A 19,905-nucleotide genomic window follows, 5' to 3' on the forward strand; every position below is an offset into this window, starting at 1 on the left:
TATTATAATGAGCTCAAATACATTGAAAAAACGAAATATATACATATCGCAGCCCTCCATGGGGCAAGAAGAATGGGAAGCATTAAGAGAGCCTATTTTTAGTGGATGGGTTACCCAAGGTCCTAAAGTAAAAGAGTTTGAAAAGTTATTTGCCAAGAGACACCAAGTAAAACACGCTTTTGCTGTAACAAGCTGTACCACTGGGCTTCACCTTGCTCTAGCAGCTTTAGATATTCAAGCAGGTGACGAAGTTATTGTACCTGCATTTACTTGGGTATCGACTGCCAACGTGGTTCTTTACTGTGGGGCAACCCCCGTGTTTGTAGACATTGACCCTAAAACGTTCAATATAGACCCAGCAAAAGTAAAGGAAAAGGTCAACGAAAAAACCAAGGCAATTATTCCTGTGCATCTTTTTGGGCTTTGCGCCGACATTGACGCTATCAAAGAAGCTGCACCAGGAATTGCTATTGTAGAAGATGCTGCCTGTGCAGCAGGTGCGAGTTATAAGGGTAAACCTGCTGGTAGTTTAGGGGATATGGCCAGTTTCTCATTTCACCCAAGAAAATCTATTACTACTGGCGAAGGAGGAATGGTGACAACCAATGATGATGCATTGGCTGAAAAGCTCAACATGTTACGCAATCATGGCGCTTCTATTTCAGAGGAGCAACGCCATCATGGTCCTAAACCATATATATTGCCTGCATTTGAAGTAATGGGTTATAATTATCGCATGACTGACCTACAAGGAGCTCTAGGGGTTGTTCAATTTGGAAAACTGGATCAATTCATTGAAGAACGTAACAAGTGGGCTACTTTCTACAAAAAAGAACTCGCTGACCTTGAATGGCTTCAAGTACCTGAGTTTTCTGCTGATTATTCGCATGGCTGGCAGTCGTTTGCTTGCTTAATTCATGAAGATAAGGCTCCACATAGCCGCAATAAAATCATGGAATTGCTGCAAGAGCGAGGTATAAGTACTCGCCCTGGAACTCACGCAGTACACATGCTTGATTATTATGCCAATAACTTTGGTTTTAAACCTGAAGATTTCCCTGGTGCACAACTAGCCAATAACTGTTCTATTGCTATCCCTTTGCATAATAAAATGACAGAAGAAGATTATAAATATATCGTAGAAACATTAAAGGATTTATAAAGTTAATCAATGATATAAAAATGAGGGTTTAATGCACATAACTTATGAAAATCATTGATCAATCAATTATTGTTTTACTAGTATTTAGTCAAGGCCAAATTCAGGAATAGTTCTGCTCTTCTTTGTTATGAAAAAATCATGTAGCTGTTTATGGTTACGCTCATTTTTAGTGCCTAAAACTATTCCTTTCCCAATTCAATGCCTGACTAAGCATCAGCATAATTACAAAATAAAATCATTCATGAACTCTTTACCTTTTACCTTAAGTACATACTCTAAAACATTAGAAACAGCGTTAAACAGTGGCTATGAGTTTACTAGTTTTGACGATCACAAAAATGAAAAATCTCTTGTATGTCTCCTAAGACATGACATTGATGTAGATTTGGAAGCTGCTTTTGAGATGGCAAAAGTAGAAGCTAAGCTTGGCATTAAATCTACCTACTTTTTAATGCTTCGTTCTCCTGTGTATAACTTGTTTTCTCGTCACAACCAAGTGTTTGTCCAAAAGATCATTGATATGGGGCATTTTATAGGCTTGCATTATGATGAAGGCTTTCAAGGAGGCGACCACTTAGACTTAGAAAATTGGATTGATTTTGAGGCTAAAGTAATAGAACAAAACTTTAATGTTAAAATAGAGGTAGTCTCTTTTCACCAACCCAGTCACAGAATTCTCAACAATGAGATAAAGCTTTCTAACTTTATAAACACCTATGATAAAGAGCAACTAGCACACTTTCATTATATATCTGACTCTAACAAAGTGTGGAAAGAGCAACACCCTTTAAATATTTTTAAAGAAAAAACATATTCTAAGCTTCACTTACTCATTCACCCTATGTGGTGGTTTACACCTCAAGATTTATCTACTGAGATAATTTGGGATAATAGCATTCGAAGAAATCTACAAAATGCACAACTACAAATATTAAACACAGAAAGGGCTTACGGTCAAGCTCGTGACTTCATAATCGTACAAAAAGAAAGTAAAAATGCATAAAATAGTTATGTGCGCCTGTTGTGAGTTTGGGCAAGAAATTGCAGAATATTTACTTCAACAGAACATACACATTACCCGTATTGTTAGCCTTACTTCTGACATGGCTCAGAAAAACAAGGTCTCAGGGTACACTTCATACGAAAATTTTGCTGCCAAACATAATATTCCTATTTATTACCCTAAAAGTTATGCTTTGAAAAATGAAGTCGACTACAGTTTTTTCCAAGAAAACGCCTTCGATTTGCTCATTTTAGGTGGCTGGCAAAGGCTTATTCCTGAGAAAATTCTAAAAACCTTAGGAATTGGTGGAATTGGCGTACACGGTAGTTCCGAGTTTTTGCCCAAAGGTCGTGGAAGGTCCCCTATCAACTGGTCTTTAATTGAAGGGAAGCAACGGTTCATTATGCATACATTTTTAATGAAGGCAGGAGCAGATAATGGCGATATCATCAACTTTAAATTCTTTGATATTAACAAGTGGGATACTTGCCAAACTCTATACTACAAATATAGTATAGTTGTAAAAAAAATGCTTGTAGCTGATATACCTAAACTACTACAAGGTCAATATAAATTAACGCCTCAAATAGGAGAAGCAACCTACTACCCCAAGAGGACTCCAGAAGATGGTTTAATTGATTGGTCTCGAACAGTGTTTGAAATCTATAATTTTATAAGAGCCTTAACTAAACCTTACCCAGGGGCCTTTTCTTACTATAATGATAACAAAGTATTTTTGTGGAAAGCTCAACCTTTTGATACGCAAATTAGCTACTATGGTGCACAAATTGGGGAAGTAGTAGAAGTTTTTCCATCAGGGGAGTTTGTGATTAATTGTAATTCGGGTTTACTTTTAGTAACCAGTGCTGATATAACCCCTGAAGTAGGGTATTTATTTAAATCTGCCCCAATTCAAAATGAGGCCTAAAATATTTTAGTAGTATAACTTTACAATAGAAAGTTGTAGTTTTTTTTAGTAAAATATTGGGTAACTATTTATTTTTTTTAATACTGGGTAAAAAATGCTTAGCTTTGAAAACTAAATTCAATTGATATTTAACTTCAATTAAACAATCAATAAAGTATGTGTGGTATTGCTGGTATTTTTAATCTCAATGAAGAACCTGTTTCTCTACAACTCATCAAAAAAGTAACAAGAGAATTAAACCATCGAGGTCCTGATGGAGAAGGCTTTTTTGTAGAAAAGAATATTGCATTAGGGCACAAACGTTTGGCTATTTTAGACACCTCTTCACGTGGAGCCCAACCTATGACATCCAAAAACGGTCAATGGGTAATTTCTTTTAATGGGTGCATTTATAACTTTTTAGAACTTAAACAAGAGCTTAAATCCAAAGGACATGAATTTGTTTCTTCTTCTGATACAGAAGTTTTGGTAGAAGGACTTGCAGCCTATGGTTCAGCGTTTTTTACCCGCTTAGATGGCATGTTTGCCATTGCTGCTTGGAACAAAGAAACCAAAACGTTAATACTTAGCCGAGATCGTTTTGGTGTAAAACCATTATACTATTGGTTTAATGGTAAAACGATCGTGTTTGCCTCAGAGATAAAATCTATTATCAAACATCCTAAATACATAAAAGGGGTTAATTTATCAGCACTCAACGAATATTTTACTTTTCAAAACCTATTTCGTTACCATACCCTATTCAAGGATGTATATATGTTGCCTCCTGCCAACACCATTATGATTGATCGTCACTCGACTTCTATTCAACATACTTCTTGGTGGGATTATGACTTTAATGCCCCTGACAACAACATTACGTTTGAAGAGGCTAAAGAAGAGACTCAACGCTTAATTGAAAATGCTGTGACACGTCAAATGATTGCTGATGTGCCAGTAGGTTCTTATTTATCAGGAGGAATGGACTCTGGATCCATGACTGCATTGGCTTCTCGCCATGTAAATCGCCTCACGACTTTTACGTGTGGGTTTGATATGTCAGAAGTATCAGGAGTAGAAGCAAACTATGATGAAAGGCGGGATGCTGAGCTTATGGCAAATCACTTTAAGACCGAGCACTATGAGCAAGTAATCAATGCGGGTGATTTGAGTTGGTCATTGCCTAGAGTTGTTTGGCATCTCGAAGATTTAAGGGTAGGCATGAGTTACCCAAACTATTACGTAAGTCGCTTGGCATCTAAATTTGTAAAAGTTTGCTTACAGGGTACAGGTGGAGATGAGTTATTTGGAGGTTACCCCTGGAGGTACTACCGGGTATTTCAAAGCCTTAACCAACAAGAGTTTTTTGACAACTATTATGGTTTTTGGCAAAGACTTGTTCCTGACGCTGACAAAGCCCAATTATTCCAACCTGCCGTCTCTAAACAGATGAACCTGCAAAGTATAAGAGATGTTTTCGAACGTGTATTTACATTTAATGACCATCTTAAATACGATACTGCTGAGCATCACATTCAAAACAGCTTGTATTTCGAGATTAAAACATTTTTGCCTGGTCTTTTGCTGGTAGGTGATAAACTATCTATGGCAAATGGCTTGGAGGAGCGCTTCCCATTTTTAGACAATGCTTTGGTAGATTTTGCTCAGAAAATACCTGTTCGTCATAAGTTAGGAAACTTGGAAAACTTTAAAAAAATGGACGAAAATGTATTTGGGTATAAGAAAAAAGCTTACCAAGAATTTAACGACGGCAAGAGTGTCTTGCGCAAAGCAATGAGCGAGTTTTTACCTGATAAAATCATTAATCGAAAAAAACAAGGCTTTTCAGCACCTGATGAGTCTTGGTACCGAGGAGAAAATGCTCAATACATTAAGGACTTGCTCTTAAATAAAAAAACAGTTTCATCAGAGTTTATCAATCCTGATTATATGCACAAGGTCGTTGATGAGCATATTAATCAACGTGTTAATCACCGTTTGTTGATTTGGTCCTTCATGAATTTTGAATGGTGGTGCCGTTTATTTCTAAACAACGAAAAATTAAATGGCATACTCTAATGAAAATCTTAACTTTATATAAAGCAAATTAATAGTCATACTTACAAGTTTACTTTCTAAAATCTCAGTAATCATTGGGACAATACATTATATTATATAGTACAGGTAATTTTCAACTATTATAACAGTACTACTCCATCAATTTAGGAATCACTGATTTATTTTTGAGTATTGTATTTAAGCAAATAGATTGTTTAGATGCTCAATATTTTATCTTTGATAGTGGTGGAATATTTATTTTGAATAGTTCTAGCAAATAATGACTAAAAAAGCATTAGTAATGGTTGAAAAATGAAAGAGTTTATTTGAAGATAGAAATCTGCTATCAAGATGAAACATTTAGCAGAGCCCAAAATCAAGTTCACATAGCAAATTTTTGTATTCATAGAGCTTGACTCAGAACAATACTAAAAATAACGAGGTTCACTGTCTTGGCGAAGCTCATAGGGTAACAAAATCTTGATCATAAAATTTTTTCCAGAATCTAACCCCTGACATATGCGAGGAATTGGGGTTATTTTTTGTCCATTACTTATAGGAAAGTAGGTAAAGCAACTGTCTCTAAGACAGTAAATCAATTTCACTCAAAGCTTGATGAAAATATATTTTATATGCGAATGAATCTAACGCTATAAAATTGTCTATCACAGAATAAATTGATGGTTTATCAACAACTCAAATGTAGGTCTGTAGAACTGTTCATAAAATTTACATAGATGAAAGAAGTAAAAAAAATATATCAAGATGCTTATGCCAAACATGGCAATTCTATAAAATCTATTTTGATCCCTAAAGGGCGTCAAAATGAACGATTTGACTCACTCGCAATGTATATCAAAGATGCAGAGGTTTCGGTTTTGGATTTTGGCTGTGGCTTAGGGCATCTAAATCATTATCTAGCAAGTAAGTTCTCAAATCTTCATTATACTGGAACAGACATTGTCGATGAGTTTATTCAGGAAAACACAAAAAACTACCCTAAAAGTACGTTTTACAAAATCTCAAGCTATAAAGATGTTACCGAAAACTATGATTACATCATAGCAGCAGGTGTATTCAATATAAAGTATGATCCTGATACTGCTACTCACAAAACCATTGTTTATGACCATTTAAAACATTTACTAGATAAAACCAATAAGGTATTATCAGTAAACTTTATGACTGATCAGGTAGACTTTATTCAGGAGGGGGCTTATCACCAAAATGTGACTGAGCTATATGAATATGCTACTCAAAACCTATCTAAGAGAGTAGTCATTGACCAATCTTATATGCCCTACGAATTTACCATTCATATTTTTAAAGATCAGGAAATAGTACGCCCTGACAATATTTATAAGTCAATTTAAATGCTATGAATATAGAGTTTGTTAACATTAGTAAAGAATTACATGAACAGTGCGAAGCATTTGTACTCCAACAACCTAACACTCTACTTTATCAAACAATAAAATACCAATCGTTAATCACTGCTTTGCTAAATGTTCCAAATGAAACAATTGTAGCTCTAGTAAACAATGAAGTAAAGGGTATTTTCCCTTTAATGGCAAAAGATGGAAAGTTTGGCAAGGTATATAACTCTTTGCCTTTTTATGGTAGTAATGGAGGACCAATTGGAGCTGATGAAACCATTACACAGGCGTTAATTGAAGAATATGTTAGAACTACAACTCAAGACAATGTAGCAGCATCAACCTTAGTAACCAATCCTCTAGATGAGGTAGATTACAGTAAACTTTCCTACCATTTGCTGGATGAGCGAGCTGGACAATTCACAAAATTAGATTTTGACAACCCCAAAGAAGACCTAATGCAATCTTTTCACTATAAGACCCGCAACATGGTCAGGAAGGGTATGAAAAATGACATTGAGGTTATTGTTGATAACAATGCGCTTGATTTTTTATATGACACCCATGTAGAAAACATGAAAGCCATAGGAGGGATACCTAAATCAAAAAAGTTTTTTGATCTTATAGCAACCTTTTTTAAAGGTGATGTTGATTATAAGATTTACACCGCGTCCAAAGATGGTAGTCCAATATCTGCTTTACTATTGTTCTATTACAAAGGAGTTGTAGAGTATTTCACCCCTGTTATTAAGGTTGAGTATAGAAATCTACAACCTAACAGTGTGCTTATTTATCAAGCAATGACTGATGCTGCTAAAGAAGGCTTTAAATGGTGGAATTGGGGTGGAACCTGGCCCTCGCAAGAAAACCTTTATCGTTTCAAGAGTCGTTGGGGTGGACAAGACTTTGTTTATAAGTACTTTGTTCATATAAATAATAAAGATATCTATAATGCTACTCCTGAAGAACTCTTAAGTGAATATTCGAATTTTTATGTGCTTCCTTTTAATGCCTTAAAGTCTTAAACAATGGAATTTGCAAATCTGAAATCTATTCAATTAAACAAGCCTGAGACTTGGCAAGATAAAATATTTCTAACCTTTGATATTGACTGGGCAAGCGATGAAGTTTTAAATTTTACCATTGATATACTGGAAGAGAGTAAAGCAAAAGCTACTTTTTTTTGTACTCACGAAACGAAAGTATTAGATAGAGTTAGAAAGAATCCTGATTTTGAAATTGCAGTACATCCTAATTTTAACTTTTTGCTAAATGGAGATCATAGGTATGGCAGTAATGTAAAAGAGGTGGCTCAATACTACATGGACATTGTACCAGAATCGGTTACGCTTCGTTCTCATTCACTTACCCAAAATAGTCAAATCTTAGAAGTGTTTTGCGATTTGGGCATTCGCAGTGATTGTAACCTACTCATTCCATTGGAAGCTGGGGAAACAAAGCCTTTTTTGTACTCCAATAATCGTTTGCTTCGTATTCCTTATATTTGGGAAGATGACACGGCAATACTTTACAGGAATAGTACTAAAGTTACTGATTACTTACAACATGATGGTCTTAAAGTTTTTGATTTCCACCCTATCCATGTTTTTCTGAATACAGAAACCTTGGACAGGTATAATCGCTGCCGAAAACACCTGCAAAATTACACAGAATTGAAAAGCTTTGTAAATCATGAAAGTTTTGGTACCCAAAACTTCTTCAAAAACCTTATACAACAATCCAAACTTGTAACTTTGTAATCTTATTTTTCAAAATATATCTACTAGGTAAATATTATATTACATGAAAACAGTCATCGCAGGAGGTGGAATTGCAGGCTTAATATCAGCCCTCAGTTTGTCTCTTCATCAGGATCAAGAAGTAATTCTTATAGAAAAAGCAGATCACCCTGGAGGGTTACTTAAATCTTTTGACTACGGCGAACAAGGACTCTTTGACCATGGGGCCCACAATGTATGCGAAACTGGAAATACAGCCATAGACAAGGTTATATTTGACCTATTGCCAAAAGGTGGGTGGGATGTGCTGGAAAAAGATAAACGAGATTTAGCAGGAATTTTTTACGATGGTCGTTTGCAATTGAACACACCTTATATTGATATTCGCCATAAAGACCAATATAAACAATACATTGCCGATTTCTTCGCAAATATTGAATCAACGCCCTCGTACAATGGTCCACAAAATGCCTATGAGACTATTTTTCAAAAATTTGGAGAATCTATCACTCAAGAAGTAATTTCACCTGTAGTAAATAAGATATACAAAAAAGATATTCACGACCTAGACCTCTTATCTATATTACTCACTCCCCTTACCAGAGTGAATATGTTTTCAAGTTTTTTAATGGAAGATCTCCTCCATACAAAACACCTCAAAAACTTGCTTTCTTTTCCTGAACAAAGAGAGTTGCCCTTGCAGCACTCTTCTGGAAGACGCTCACTCTACCCAAAAAACTTTGGGATGCAAAAAGTAGTAGATGCTATTATCAAAAAGCTACAAGAAAATAATGTGAAAATTTTGACAAATACAGGCATCAAAAAAATTACTACTCAAAACCAGAAAATTAGTGAAGTCACGATTGAAAACGCTCAAGGAAATATTGAACAAATTAGTTTAGATTACTTTGTATGGTCTGTGGGCATTCCTCAACTTTCTTTTATGCTGGGGTTAGTGAATGGAAAACCTGACTTTGACCCTCCTCTGAAAACTATAGTGACAAATCTAATTGTTGAAAAACCTATAGCTATGGGGGATTTGTACTACCTCTACTGCTACGATGATGGATACCATACCTTTAGAGTAAGCAACTACGCTAACTACTGTTCTACTGCCAAAAGATCTAATGGTTATCCTATCTCCATTGAATTGCTCATGGAACCTACACAGGTGGAGTCACCTGAAAAAATCACAGAGATTGCTATTTCTGAATTAAGAAAAATGCAAATTTTGCAAGAAGATAATCGGGTAAATTTTGGTAAGACAGAAATACTGGCAAGTGGTTTCCCAATGCCTACCCTCAAAAACTCTTTATTTATTAATCAAAAAAGAAAAGAGATTGAGAAGCTCGATTTGCAAAATCTAGTACTTACAGGAATACTCTCTGAGCCTAATTTGTTTTTTCAAACTGACATTATCAGAGATACATACGAAAAAATGCTAGACAGAATCATTCAAAAATAATGACCACTCCCCTTTTTTGATATAAACAAAATGAACATAGCGATTATAGGCCGACATGAGGTACTTTACAACACCATCAAATTATTAGCCGATAAGGGATTTAATATTGGACTAATTGTTACAACAAAAGCATCTCCTGAATATAGAATAAAAGAAGATGATTTTGAAAAAATAGCCCAAAGTTTGGGTGCTGAGTTCTTTCATACATCTAAAATTAACTCGCCAGAGTTTTTATCTATTTTAAGGGACAGAATTAAAAAGTATAATATCCAGGTGGCTGTAAGTTCTAATTATGCCAACTTGATTTCTCAGGATGTAATAGATCTTTTTCCACTTGGCATACTCAACGCTCATGGGGGAGACTTACCTCGTTATCGTGGTAATGCCTGCCAGGCTTGGGCCATTATTAATCAGGAAGAAAAAATTGGCTTGTGTATTCATAAAATGGTAGGAGCTGAAGTAGATGCAGGCGACATTATTGCTCGCAAGTACCTCCCTATTGACATTAATACAAGAGTAGGGCAAGCCTATGAATGGATGGAAAAAGTAATACCAGTAATGTTTCTTGAGGCGCTTTCAAAACTTCAGGAAAATCCAACATATGTTCTTGCTTACCAATCAGAGAACCCTAAAGATGCTTTGCGTTGTTATCCAAGAAACCCTGACGATGGAAAGATTGATTGGTCAATGCCTAACGATTCTATTCTTAGGCTGATCAATGCATCGAGTGAACCTTTTAATGGTGCATTTTGCCAATACAAAGGGGAAAAAATTATTATTTGGCGAGCCGAAATTTATCAAGATGAAGAAGTTTACCTTGCAATGCCTGGTCAGGTAGCTTTACTTGACAAAAATAGTGGATCTGTAACAGTTATTTGTGGTCAAGGCAAACTGAAAATCACAGAGGTACAACTTGGCGATAGAAGAGACTCGCCATTCGCTTTCATAAAATCTTTTCGTGCGCGTTTGAGCTAATGTCTTCTTTGCATTACTTGTAGTCTTTTTTTAAGAAAATGAAATCATTTATAAAAAAAACAAGCATTTACATTATCCAGTCAATACTAACACCATTTTTTATAATTGGCTGGATAATAATTTTACTTATCAAGAAAAAAAGGTCACAGCCTCGTCTAGTTTGGGGGCCAATCCCTATTATTAACAATAAGTACTTCTCTAATGCTCTGAAAGCTGATCAGCAGTATGAATCTGTGACCATTATGGATGGTTTTTTTTCAAGCATTAATTCAAAGGAAGATTTTGACCTCTATTATTCAGATTTTTTACCAGTATTTTTATCAAAAAACCAATACTTAGTAAAAATATGCAAGAACACTTTTTTGCCATTTGTCATTTTTCTGTATGCGATTTATCGATTCGACATTTTTCACCACTCTTTCGAGGGGGGCTTTTTGAGAGGAAGTATTTTAGCAAAAGTAGAGGCTACTTTGATTAAGTTAGCAAAAGGCAAAATAGTTATCATGCCTTATGGTGCTGATTTTTACCGTTATTCAAAGCTTGAGGTTATTAGTTTTCGGCATGTGTTATTACTGAATTACCCACAAATGGCTTTCAAAGAAAAAGAAATTAATAAAAGGATAGAGCTTTGGACAAAACACGCTGATGTAATTATGGCAGGGTATGATATTGATGGTTTAGCTCGTTGGGACATCTTACCTTTTAACTATATAACTATTGATACCAAACTATGGCAAAAGAAATACAACTATTCAACGAATGATGGTCATAATGGACCAGTATATATAATGCATACTCCTAATCATAAAGGAGTCAAGGGAAGTGAATTTATTATGAAGGCAATAAAGGAGTTACAACATGAAGGTCTACAAGCAGAGTTAATACTTATAGAGAAGATTCCCAATACAGAAGTTAGGAGACTGATGCATGAAAAGGCAGACATTTTAGCCGAGCAACTTATATTTGGTTATGGATTGAGTGGAGTGGAGGGAATGGTAACTGGTATACCTGTATTAAGCAACCTAGACAATGAAGCTTATACCAGGGTATTTAGACGTTACTCTTATCTTAATGAATGTCCTATTCTGTCTACTACTCCTGAAAACGTAAAAACTCATCTTAAAATTTTGATCACTAACCCTCAGCTAAGAAAGCAGCTAGGCGAAGCGGGAAGAAAATATGTAGACAAATACCATTCAGAAAAAACGGCTCAATACACATTTGGTGCCATTTATAGCAAAATATGGCACAAGCAAGAGGTTAACCTCATGAACTTATTTCATCCAATCACAGGAGAGTATACCAATAGTTCCCCAATAATTCAACACCCTCTTCATGAGAATCACCTTCCACAGCAATACTTTGACAATTCAACGACACTCTCAAAGCATAGATAAGTACTTAGCAAGAGTTGATATTTGTTTACCAATAAATTAGATGTAATAAAAGTTTAAATGCTAAAAAAATTCGCAAAAGATATTTCCATTTATGGCTCTGGTGATTTTGTCTTCAAAATAATTGCTTTTGTTTTTTTCATTATATACGCCCGCTTTCTCTCTGTTGAAGATTTTGGGTTAATGACATTGGTAGTAACAGTTGTAAATGTGCTAGTAATGATCTCTAATGTAGGTTTAAACAATGCTATTTCAAGATATTATTATGACAAACACACGCTAGAAGAACAACGCCCTTCATTGGTAAGTACTGGTTTAACTATTCAAACATTGGTCACAGTAGGACTTACTCTTCTAGTTATTATAGGCCTATACCCTTTTCAGGAAGCCATCCAAAAAGAGTATGGCATTACCTATCTATTATTTGTACTTGCCTTGCTTGGGGCTATTCCTACTCAACTTATTCAATACGCCCTTGATGTAATCAGGATGCATTTCAAACCTTTAAGGTTTACCATCACATCTTTTTTGAAAAACCTACTAGGGGCACTTATTGCTACAATCTTATTGGTTTATACAGATTTGAAGGTAACGGGTTACTTTATGGGGCTTCTGATTGGATTGACTGTTGCGGTTCCCATAAGTTTATGGATGATCAGAAAAGATTTATCTTTCAACTTTAATAAAAAACTTGCTCGAAATTTAACCGTTTTTGGATACCCTTTCATTTTTGCCAACGTTGCCTATTGGCTCTTGTCATCTATTGACAGATGGATGATTGTCGAAATAAGCAATAAAGAAGAGCTAGGCCTGTATGCTATTGGATTCCGTATCTCTCAAGTTATTGGTTTTTTGAGTAGTGCTTTTGGGCAAGCATGGTCACCATACTCTATAAAGTTATATGCAGAAAATCCTGACTATATCAGAATAGTAAGTCAAATACTTACTTATTTGAGTTTGGTATTAGTACTGGCAGCAATTTCTATTAGTATATTTAGTGCCGAAATTTTAATGGTTACAACGCCTAAAGAATATTGGCCAGCTGCCAATTCTTTAGGGATTATTGTAATTGGTTTATGTTTTCAGGGTACTACTCAAATTACTGTATATGGAATAGCCATCGAAAAGAAAACATATTTAATCACTCTAGGCTCTTGGCTTACTGTAATTCTTAATTTTGGTTTAAACTATTGGCTCATTAATAAATACAATGGAGCTTTCGGAGCCTCATTAGCTACCATGTTTTCATTCTTGTTTATGACCCTTTTTTACCTGTTCCATACTCAAAAATTACACCCTTTAAAATTAGAAAAAAAGAAGTTATTGGTGTTATTTGCATCAATTTTTGTGATAGTTCCAACAACTATATACATAAATTCACTTGATTGGACATTTTTAACACTTCTTTACAAAACACTACTTCTTGGTCTATTTATTAGTACAGTATTCATTACTAAAGTAATAGATGTTAAACAGTTAAAAAATATTTTAAAAGTTAAGTTTTCATGAAAAAACACTTAATTACAGGAGCAGGCGGCTTAATTGGTGCAGAACTTATTAAACATTTGTTGTTGGATCAGGAAAACCAGGTTTTTGCCATTTCTCGTCAGCAACCAACTACAGACCAAGATCGCCTCACATACATCACCCTTGATTTCAGTACAGAGTGGAATACTAGTGTGCTTCCAGAAAACATAGATACAATTATTCATCTAGCACAATCGCCTGACTTTAGAGATTTCCCTCAAAAATCAGAAAGTGTATTCAATGTCAACACTATTAGTACCTTAAAGTTGTTGAATTACGCCCAGCAAACAGGTGTGAAAAAGTTTGTGTTGGCTTCATCTGGTGGTATTTATGGCAATGGCAACAATGGGTTTACCGAAAATACCCCCATCATAACAAATAAAAACCTGGGTTTTTATTTAGGAACCAAGTTATGTTCTGAAATCATAGCTGATAGCTATGCTCAGTTTTTTGATTTAGTTATGCTTCGTTTTTTCTTTGTTTATGGTGCACACCAACGAAAAGACATGTTGATACCCAGACTAGTAGGTTTTGTAAAAAATAAACAACCTATTACACTACAAGGACACGACGGCTTGAAAATTAACCCAATATATGTGTCAGATGCAGTAGAAGCAATTATCAAATCTTTCGACTTGAAAGGTAACCATAAAATAAATATAGGAGGCCAAGAGATTCTCAGCCTTAGAGAAATTGGCCATATTATTGGCGAAGTAACAGGGGTTTCCCCAGAGTTTAAAACGGACTTAGAAAGTTCTGCTAAAAATGTAATTGGTGACATCACTAAAATGTCAGACATCTTAACTCCTCCTAAAATAAGTTTCAAAGATGGCATTAAACTTTTAACAAGTCAAAGTTAAATATTATGAAAAAAAGAGTTGCTCTAGTAGCTTTTGGGATAAGTTCCCTTGCTGGTGGTGGTGGAGCTGAGCGACAATTCACCGATACTTATGAGTATTATCAGAAAAAAACTGACCGCAAATTTGACCTTTACTATATACTCGACCCTCAATCTTATGAGGCACTTACCCAGTTAGGTATTTTACATTTCAAAGAAAACGTGATTTTATTAAAAAAACACAGTTTTATCCCTCGAAAGTTTCGGTCATTTTTTTGGAGTATAGAGTTTATTTTCAAAGCGAAAAAAAGAGGCATTCATTTGGTTCATGCTTATTTACCTAGCATTACTTACGGGCTATCTATACTTTTTTCTCGTCTAATCCCTAAGCGCCCACTCATTACAGTGAATATAAATGATTGTACACTTGCTCATGCATATACTAGTGCTTATACTTTCGATTCAGCAGGTAATACAAAAAAAACCATTTTTTTGTATAGAAACTTTTCTTTTGATGGATATTTTTCTTGGTACACTTTATTTACAGAAGTCGCCCAAAAGCACAATGTAGTAAAAGGGAATCCTATCATTAAATCTGCTAAATATTGTTTTGCCAATCAAATTTATAAGCCTGGCAATAAACAAAATCTAATTGTATATGCAGGTAGACTTGTGGAGCAAAAAGATCCTATTTTTTTTATTCAAGCTATCTTACACCTCTACAAACAATACCCCGAAGTTACTAAAGAATGGAAGGTAAAAATGTTTGGTAAAGGACCTTTATACAATGCCTTAACTGATTTCATTGAACAAAACAATTTACAACAAATAGTGGAAGTCACCTCTACTGATAATATGTTGGAGGTTTTTAGTAAATCTAAGCTTTTTATATCATCTCAATTGTATGAAAACTTCACATCACTTTCTATGCTAGAAGCCATGTCGGCAGGTAATGCAATCATTGCCCGTAATGTAGGACAAACAGATTATTTTGTAAAAGATGGTCAGAATGGATATTTACTAACAAAAGATACTCCTGAAAATATGGGAGATTTAATTTATCAATATACTAGTCAACCAAAGCTTCAACAAGAGATGCAAGACCGCAGCCTCTATATTGCAAATGAAGTACACAATGTCCACAATTTTTTAAATGATATAGAAGATTTTTGGAACACATTTTTTTTACCAGAAAAGCCTTACTAATTACAACTATTAAGCCACCACTCTAACAAATGTTATTATGCAACATAAACATCTGGCTTTTCTTCGTAACCCGAAGAATGGCAACTTACTTAAAATAAAGGATGAAGTACTAGAAGGAAATCGTATCAAATCTGGAACCCTATATGATGAAGATAGTAATGAGGAATACCCAATTATTAACTTTATTCCACGTTTTGTACCTCTTGAAAATTACGCCTCCGGATTTGGTCTTCAATGGAATATCCATAGCAGAACTCAGTATGATGACGAAAGCAAACACAATTTTTCAAAAGATCGCTTTTTTTTTCAGTCAAAATGGGATGAAAATCTCGAAGGTGAAACAATACTAGAAATAGGGTGCGGATCAGGTAGATTTACAACGGTAGCCGCTGATACAGGGGCTACTCTCGTTACCTTTGATTATTCTAATGCAGTAGAGGCTTGCTATCAAACAAATGGACACAGAGACAATGTATTAATTGTTCAAGCAAGTGTATATGAAATGCCTTTTGAAAAAAACTCGTTCGATAAAGCCTACTGCTTTGGAGTGTTACAGCATACTCCTGACCCTAAAGCGTCATTTATGGCTATACCACCTTTTGTAAAAAGCAAAGGAGAGATTTCAACTGATTTGTACCATAAGAGTTTTGCAAAATGGATTTTAGGAACCAAATATTATGTCAGACCATTTACCAAAGGTAAAAATCCTGAAAAGCTGTATAAAAACATCAAAGCTTATATTGATTTCATGTGGCCTTTAGCCAAAGTAATAAGAAAAATCCCTAAAATAGGGCCTTCTATTAATTGGAGGTTGCTCATTGCTGACTATTCTAGAGAGTTTTCTAATACAGATAATGAAACTTTAAAAGAATGGGCATATTTAGATACGATGGATATGCTGTGCCCTATGTATGATTACCCACAAACAATGAATACATACAAAAAATGGCATAAAGAAGCTCATTTGACTGGCTCTCACTTTGAGTATGGTGGGAATGGTATATATGCAACAGGAATAAAACAATAATTAAAGAATAAAATGTGCGGAATAACTGGCATTTTCCATTTCGACAAAGACAGAAGGGTTCAACAGAATATTTTGAAACAAATGACTGATATTATCCACCACCGGGGTCCCGATGGGGAAGGGTTTTACTGTCATAATAATATAGGTTTGGGGCACCGTCGCCTTTCTATTATTGATCTCTCAACTGGAGATCAACCCATGTTTAATGATGATCGTTCGATAGCGCTCATTTTCAACGGTGAAATCTATAACTACATAGAGCTTAAGGAAGAACTTAAAACATTAGGGCATCGGTTCCACACCACTTCAGATACAGAGGTGATCATTCGAGCTTACGAGCAATGGGGCATTGACTGCCAAAATAAATTTAACGGCATGTGGGGTTTTGCGCTATGGGATAAACACAAGCAACAGCTACTCTTATCTATTGATCGGCTCGGAATCAAGCCTCTACACTATGGAATACATGACAATACCTTGCTCTTTGGCTCTGAGATTAAAAGTCTACTAGCTTACGGTTTTCCAACAAAACCTAATGACGAGGTATTGGGGCTTTATCTTACGCTTAGTTATTTGCCTGCTCCTTATACTTATTACAAAGACATCAAAAAGTTGCAACCAGGACATTGTCTTATTATCAGAGAAGGACAGGTAACCGAAAAAAAATATTGGGATATACCTCAAGTACCAGAAGCCCAAATGCTTACTGATAAAGTACAAGTCTATGAGCAGTTTGAAAGTATTCTAAAGGATGCTGTTAAAATAAGAATGCGTAGTGACGTTCCTTTCGGAGCGTTTCTTAGTGGAGGCTTAGACTCCTCAAGTGTAGTGGCTTTAATGTCCCAAATAGCTTCGCAACCTGTAGAAACTTTTACTATTGGCTTTCAAGACAAGGCATATGATGAAAGTCACTTGGCTCAAGAGGTGGCTACTAGATTTAACACTAAGCATACCCTTAATTATGTACAACCTGACAGTTTTGAAGAAGCTCTAAAGCACATTTTGTTTCACTATGACGAACCTTTTGGAGACTCTTCTGCCATTCCTACCGGGTATGTGTCTAAATATGCTCGCCAAAATGTCAAAATGGTGCTTACTGGTGATGGTGGAGACGAGGTGCTGTCAGGGTATACTGTATATCAAGGAGAAAAATTTGCCCACCAATACCAAAAGCTCCCAGGCTTTATCCGCAAGGGCATACCCAATGCTGTAAATGTTTCTTCAAAACTTATGAGAGGAAGGCTAAAATATACACTTAACCGAATAAGTGCTGTCACTGAAGCGTCAAATCAAGGCTTTATCCCCCGTTTAATTAACAAAGTCTCTTGGGTAGAAAAAGGTGTTTTACAGAATTTAATGGGTGATTCTTCAAAATATATGACTATTGAAGATTATTTCCATGATGTGTTTGCTCAATGTAACTATCAAGATCCTTTTTATCAAGTGATGTACTTTAATCTAAAAATCTCACTACCTTTTGATATGTTGACCAAAGTAGACCGAATGAGCATGGCACACTCACTGGAAACTCGCATTCCTTTTTTAGATTATCGTTTGGTTGAGTTAATGGTAAAGGTTTCTAAAAACATCAAAATGCAAGGTTATGAACGTAAGTCTGTGCTCCGTAATACAGTGGGTAAAGCATTGCCCAAAAACATTCTCCATGCACCCAAAAAAGGGTTTGGAGTACCTTTACGCGAATGGTTTAAAGAAAAATCGTTTGAAAATCACTTGAATTCATTGTCTAACCAAGATTTTGGCCTCAATTCTAACACCATCCAGACCATAGTAAAAGAAAATCAACTAGGAAAAAAAGACTATGGCAATTTTATATGGATGTTGTTTGTCTTAAGAAACTGGCTTGCAAGACCTTAAATGTAAGAAATAAGTTGTTTTATTTGTCATTTCTATACTCTAAAAAAGACACAAATACAAGCTTATAATCAGATACTTACCTTAAAGCTTTGTTTTCCTATTTATTTTATTGGACTAAATTATAAATATTTAACTTTGCATTTCAAAAAAGCAAATTTATGAACTGTCTATTCATCTTTGGCACGCGTCCTGAAGCCATAAAAATGGCTCCATTGGTAAAACAATTTCAGAAAAATGACCACTTTCAAGCAAAAGTTTGTGTAACAGCACAACATCGTGAAATGCTAGACCAGGTATTAGATTTTTTTGGCATACAACCTGATTACGATTTAAACCTGATGCAACCTAACCAAACCTTGTTTGACATTACAGCAAAAGGCTTAAAGGCTTTAGAAGCTGTTCTGGATGATTGTCAGCCAGATATAGTTTTTGTGCAGGGAGATACTACTACCTGTTTTATTGGAGGCTTGGCTGCTTTTTATAAAAAAATTAAAGTTGCTCATATTGAAGCAGGGCTACGAAGTGGTAATAAATATTCGCCATTTCCAGAAGAAATCAACCGTGAACTTACCTCAAAAGTGGCTGACTTTCATTTTGCTCCAACCATCAAAGCTGTTCAAAATTTAGCTTTAGAAAATATTTCTTCAAATGTACACTTGGTAGGTAATACAGTAATTGATGCATTGTTGTTAGGGCTAGATATCCTAAAAAATGATAACAAAATAAAGGACAGCTTTCAAAATATAGACTTCAACAAACGCGTGATATTGGTTACTGGTCACCGCAGAGAAAGCTTTGGTAAACCTTTTGAAAACATTGCTTCAGCTATCAAAACATTGGCTGAATCTTATAGAGATATTGAGGTTGTATACCCTGTACATTTAAATCCTAATGTACGCCAAGTAGTTAATAAGACTTTGGGAGATGTGCCAAATATCAAATTAATAGAGCCCCTTCCCTACCCTAAACTCATATGGCTGATGAACCAATCTTACCTTGTATTGACAGATTCAGGGGGAATTCAAGAAGAAGCCCCTGCTTTGGGTAAGCCTGTATTAGTAATGCGTGAAGTAACAGAACGTACAGAAGGCATTGATGCTGGCACAGCAAAACTAGTGGGTACTTCAAAGGAAAAAATTATTGCTGAAGCTTCTAAGCTTCTAGATGACGCTGAGGCATACGCTCTTATGTCTAATTCTGTTAACCCTTATGGAGATGGTACAACTAGTCAAAAAGTCTCAGACATACTTAGCAATATTGAACTAACAAAGTAAAAAACACAGGTAACTGTTAACAGTCGCCTTCAGTTAGGCAACCAGTATTGATTGGAAGTGTACCTAAAAGGAAGAATAA

16 protein-coding genes are annotated in these 19,905 nt (G+C 35.3%); all 16 read left to right on the forward strand.

The annotated features are described in order from the left end of the window. The first annotated feature begins 22 nt into the window (after positions 1-22). Positions 23-1,162 carry a DegT/DnrJ/EryC1/StrS aminotransferase family protein gene (locus Q0954_RS07620; protein WP_299455595.1) on the forward strand — a complete coding sequence of 380 codons (1,140 nt, stop codon included), beginning with the start codon at positions 23-25 and terminating at the stop codon, positions 1,160-1,162. Positions 1,163-1,403: 241 nt separating this feature from the next. Then, on the forward strand, positions 1,404-2,165 hold the full coding sequence (locus tag Q0954_RS07625; RefSeq protein ID WP_299455597.1) for a hypothetical protein: 762 nt from the start codon (positions 1,404-1,406) through the stop codon (positions 2,163-2,165). Further along, complete coding sequence (locus Q0954_RS07630) at positions 2,158-3,093, forward strand: methionyl-tRNA formyltransferase (RefSeq protein WP_299455599.1); 936 nt, start codon at positions 2,158-2,160, stop codon at positions 3,091-3,093. Before Q0954_RS07625 ends, Q0954_RS07630 begins: the two co-directional genes overlap by 8 nt. Positions 3,094-3,249: 156 nt before the next feature. Next, positions 3,250-5,151: an asparagine synthase (glutamine-hydrolyzing) gene (gene asnB / locus Q0954_RS07635; protein WP_299455601.1), complete on the forward strand. Its 1,902-nt coding sequence runs from the start codon at positions 3,250-3,252 to the stop codon at positions 5,149-5,151. A 716-nt stretch (positions 5,152-5,867) separates the two neighbouring features. Beyond that, positions 5,868-6,503, forward strand: a complete 636-nt coding sequence (locus Q0954_RS07640) for a trans-aconitate 2-methyltransferase (RefSeq protein WP_299455603.1) — start codon at positions 5,868-5,870, stop codon at positions 6,501-6,503. A gap of 5 nt (positions 6,504-6,508) precedes the next feature. After that, the gene (locus tag Q0954_RS07645; protein ID WP_299455604.1) at positions 6,509-7,531 is read left to right on the forward strand and encodes a GNAT family N-acetyltransferase; all 1,023 of its coding nucleotides are present in this window, start codon (positions 6,509-6,511) and stop codon (positions 7,529-7,531) included. A gap of 3 nt (positions 7,532-7,534) precedes the next feature. Beyond that, positions 7,535-8,266 carry a hypothetical protein gene (locus Q0954_RS07650; RefSeq protein WP_299455606.1) on the forward strand — a complete coding sequence of 244 codons (732 nt, stop codon included), beginning with the start codon at positions 7,535-7,537 and terminating at the stop codon, positions 8,264-8,266. A 43-nt stretch (positions 8,267-8,309) separates the two neighbouring features. Continuing rightward, positions 8,310-9,710, forward strand: coding sequence for an NAD(P)-binding protein (locus Q0954_RS07655; RefSeq protein ID WP_299455608.1), 1,401 nt, complete (start codon positions 8,310-8,312; stop codon positions 9,708-9,710). A gap of 30 nt (positions 9,711-9,740) precedes the next feature. Further along, a complete protein-coding gene (locus tag Q0954_RS07660) occupies positions 9,741-10,685 on the forward strand; it encodes a formyltransferase family protein (RefSeq protein ID WP_299455610.1) in 945 nt (314 codons plus the stop codon). A gap of 38 nt (positions 10,686-10,723) precedes the next feature. Next, positions 10,724-12,082, forward strand: a complete 1,359-nt coding sequence (locus Q0954_RS07665) for a glycosyltransferase (protein WP_299455612.1) — start codon at positions 10,724-10,726, stop codon at positions 12,080-12,082. A 57-nt stretch (positions 12,083-12,139) separates the two neighbouring features. Beyond that, entirely contained in the window at positions 12,140-13,588 is a 1,449-nt protein-coding gene (locus Q0954_RS07670; protein WP_299455614.1) for an oligosaccharide flippase family protein, read from the forward strand. Further along, positions 13,585-14,466: an NAD(P)-dependent oxidoreductase gene (locus tag Q0954_RS07675; RefSeq protein WP_299455616.1), complete on the forward strand. Its 882-nt coding sequence runs from the start codon at positions 13,585-13,587 to the stop codon at positions 14,464-14,466. Before Q0954_RS07670 ends, Q0954_RS07675 begins: the two co-directional genes overlap by 4 nt. A 5-nt stretch (positions 14,467-14,471) precedes the next feature. Continuing rightward, positions 14,472-15,650: a glycosyltransferase gene (locus tag Q0954_RS07680; protein WP_299455617.1), complete on the forward strand. Its 1,179-nt coding sequence runs from the start codon at positions 14,472-14,474 to the stop codon at positions 15,648-15,650. A gap of 37 nt (positions 15,651-15,687) precedes the next feature. Beyond that, positions 15,688-16,677, forward strand: a complete 990-nt coding sequence (locus Q0954_RS07685; protein ID WP_299455619.1) for a class I SAM-dependent methyltransferase — start codon at positions 15,688-15,690, stop codon at positions 16,675-16,677. Positions 16,678-16,689: 12 nt separating this feature from the next. Beyond that, entirely contained in the window at positions 16,690-18,552 is a 1,863-nt protein-coding gene (gene asnB, locus Q0954_RS07690) for an asparagine synthase (glutamine-hydrolyzing) (protein WP_299455622.1), read from the forward strand. A gap of 158 nt (positions 18,553-18,710) precedes the next feature. Continuing rightward, entirely contained in the window at positions 18,711-19,826 is a 1,116-nt protein-coding gene (wecB, locus tag Q0954_RS07695; protein WP_299455624.1) for a non-hydrolyzing UDP-N-acetylglucosamine 2-epimerase, read from the forward strand. Positions 19,827-19,905: the final 79 nt, after the last annotated feature.

It is taken from the genome of uncultured Microscilla sp., from assembly GCF_947493425.1.
In the GTDB taxonomy this organism is placed as follows: domain Bacteria; phylum Bacteroidota; class Bacteroidia; order Cytophagales; family Microscillaceae; genus Microscilla.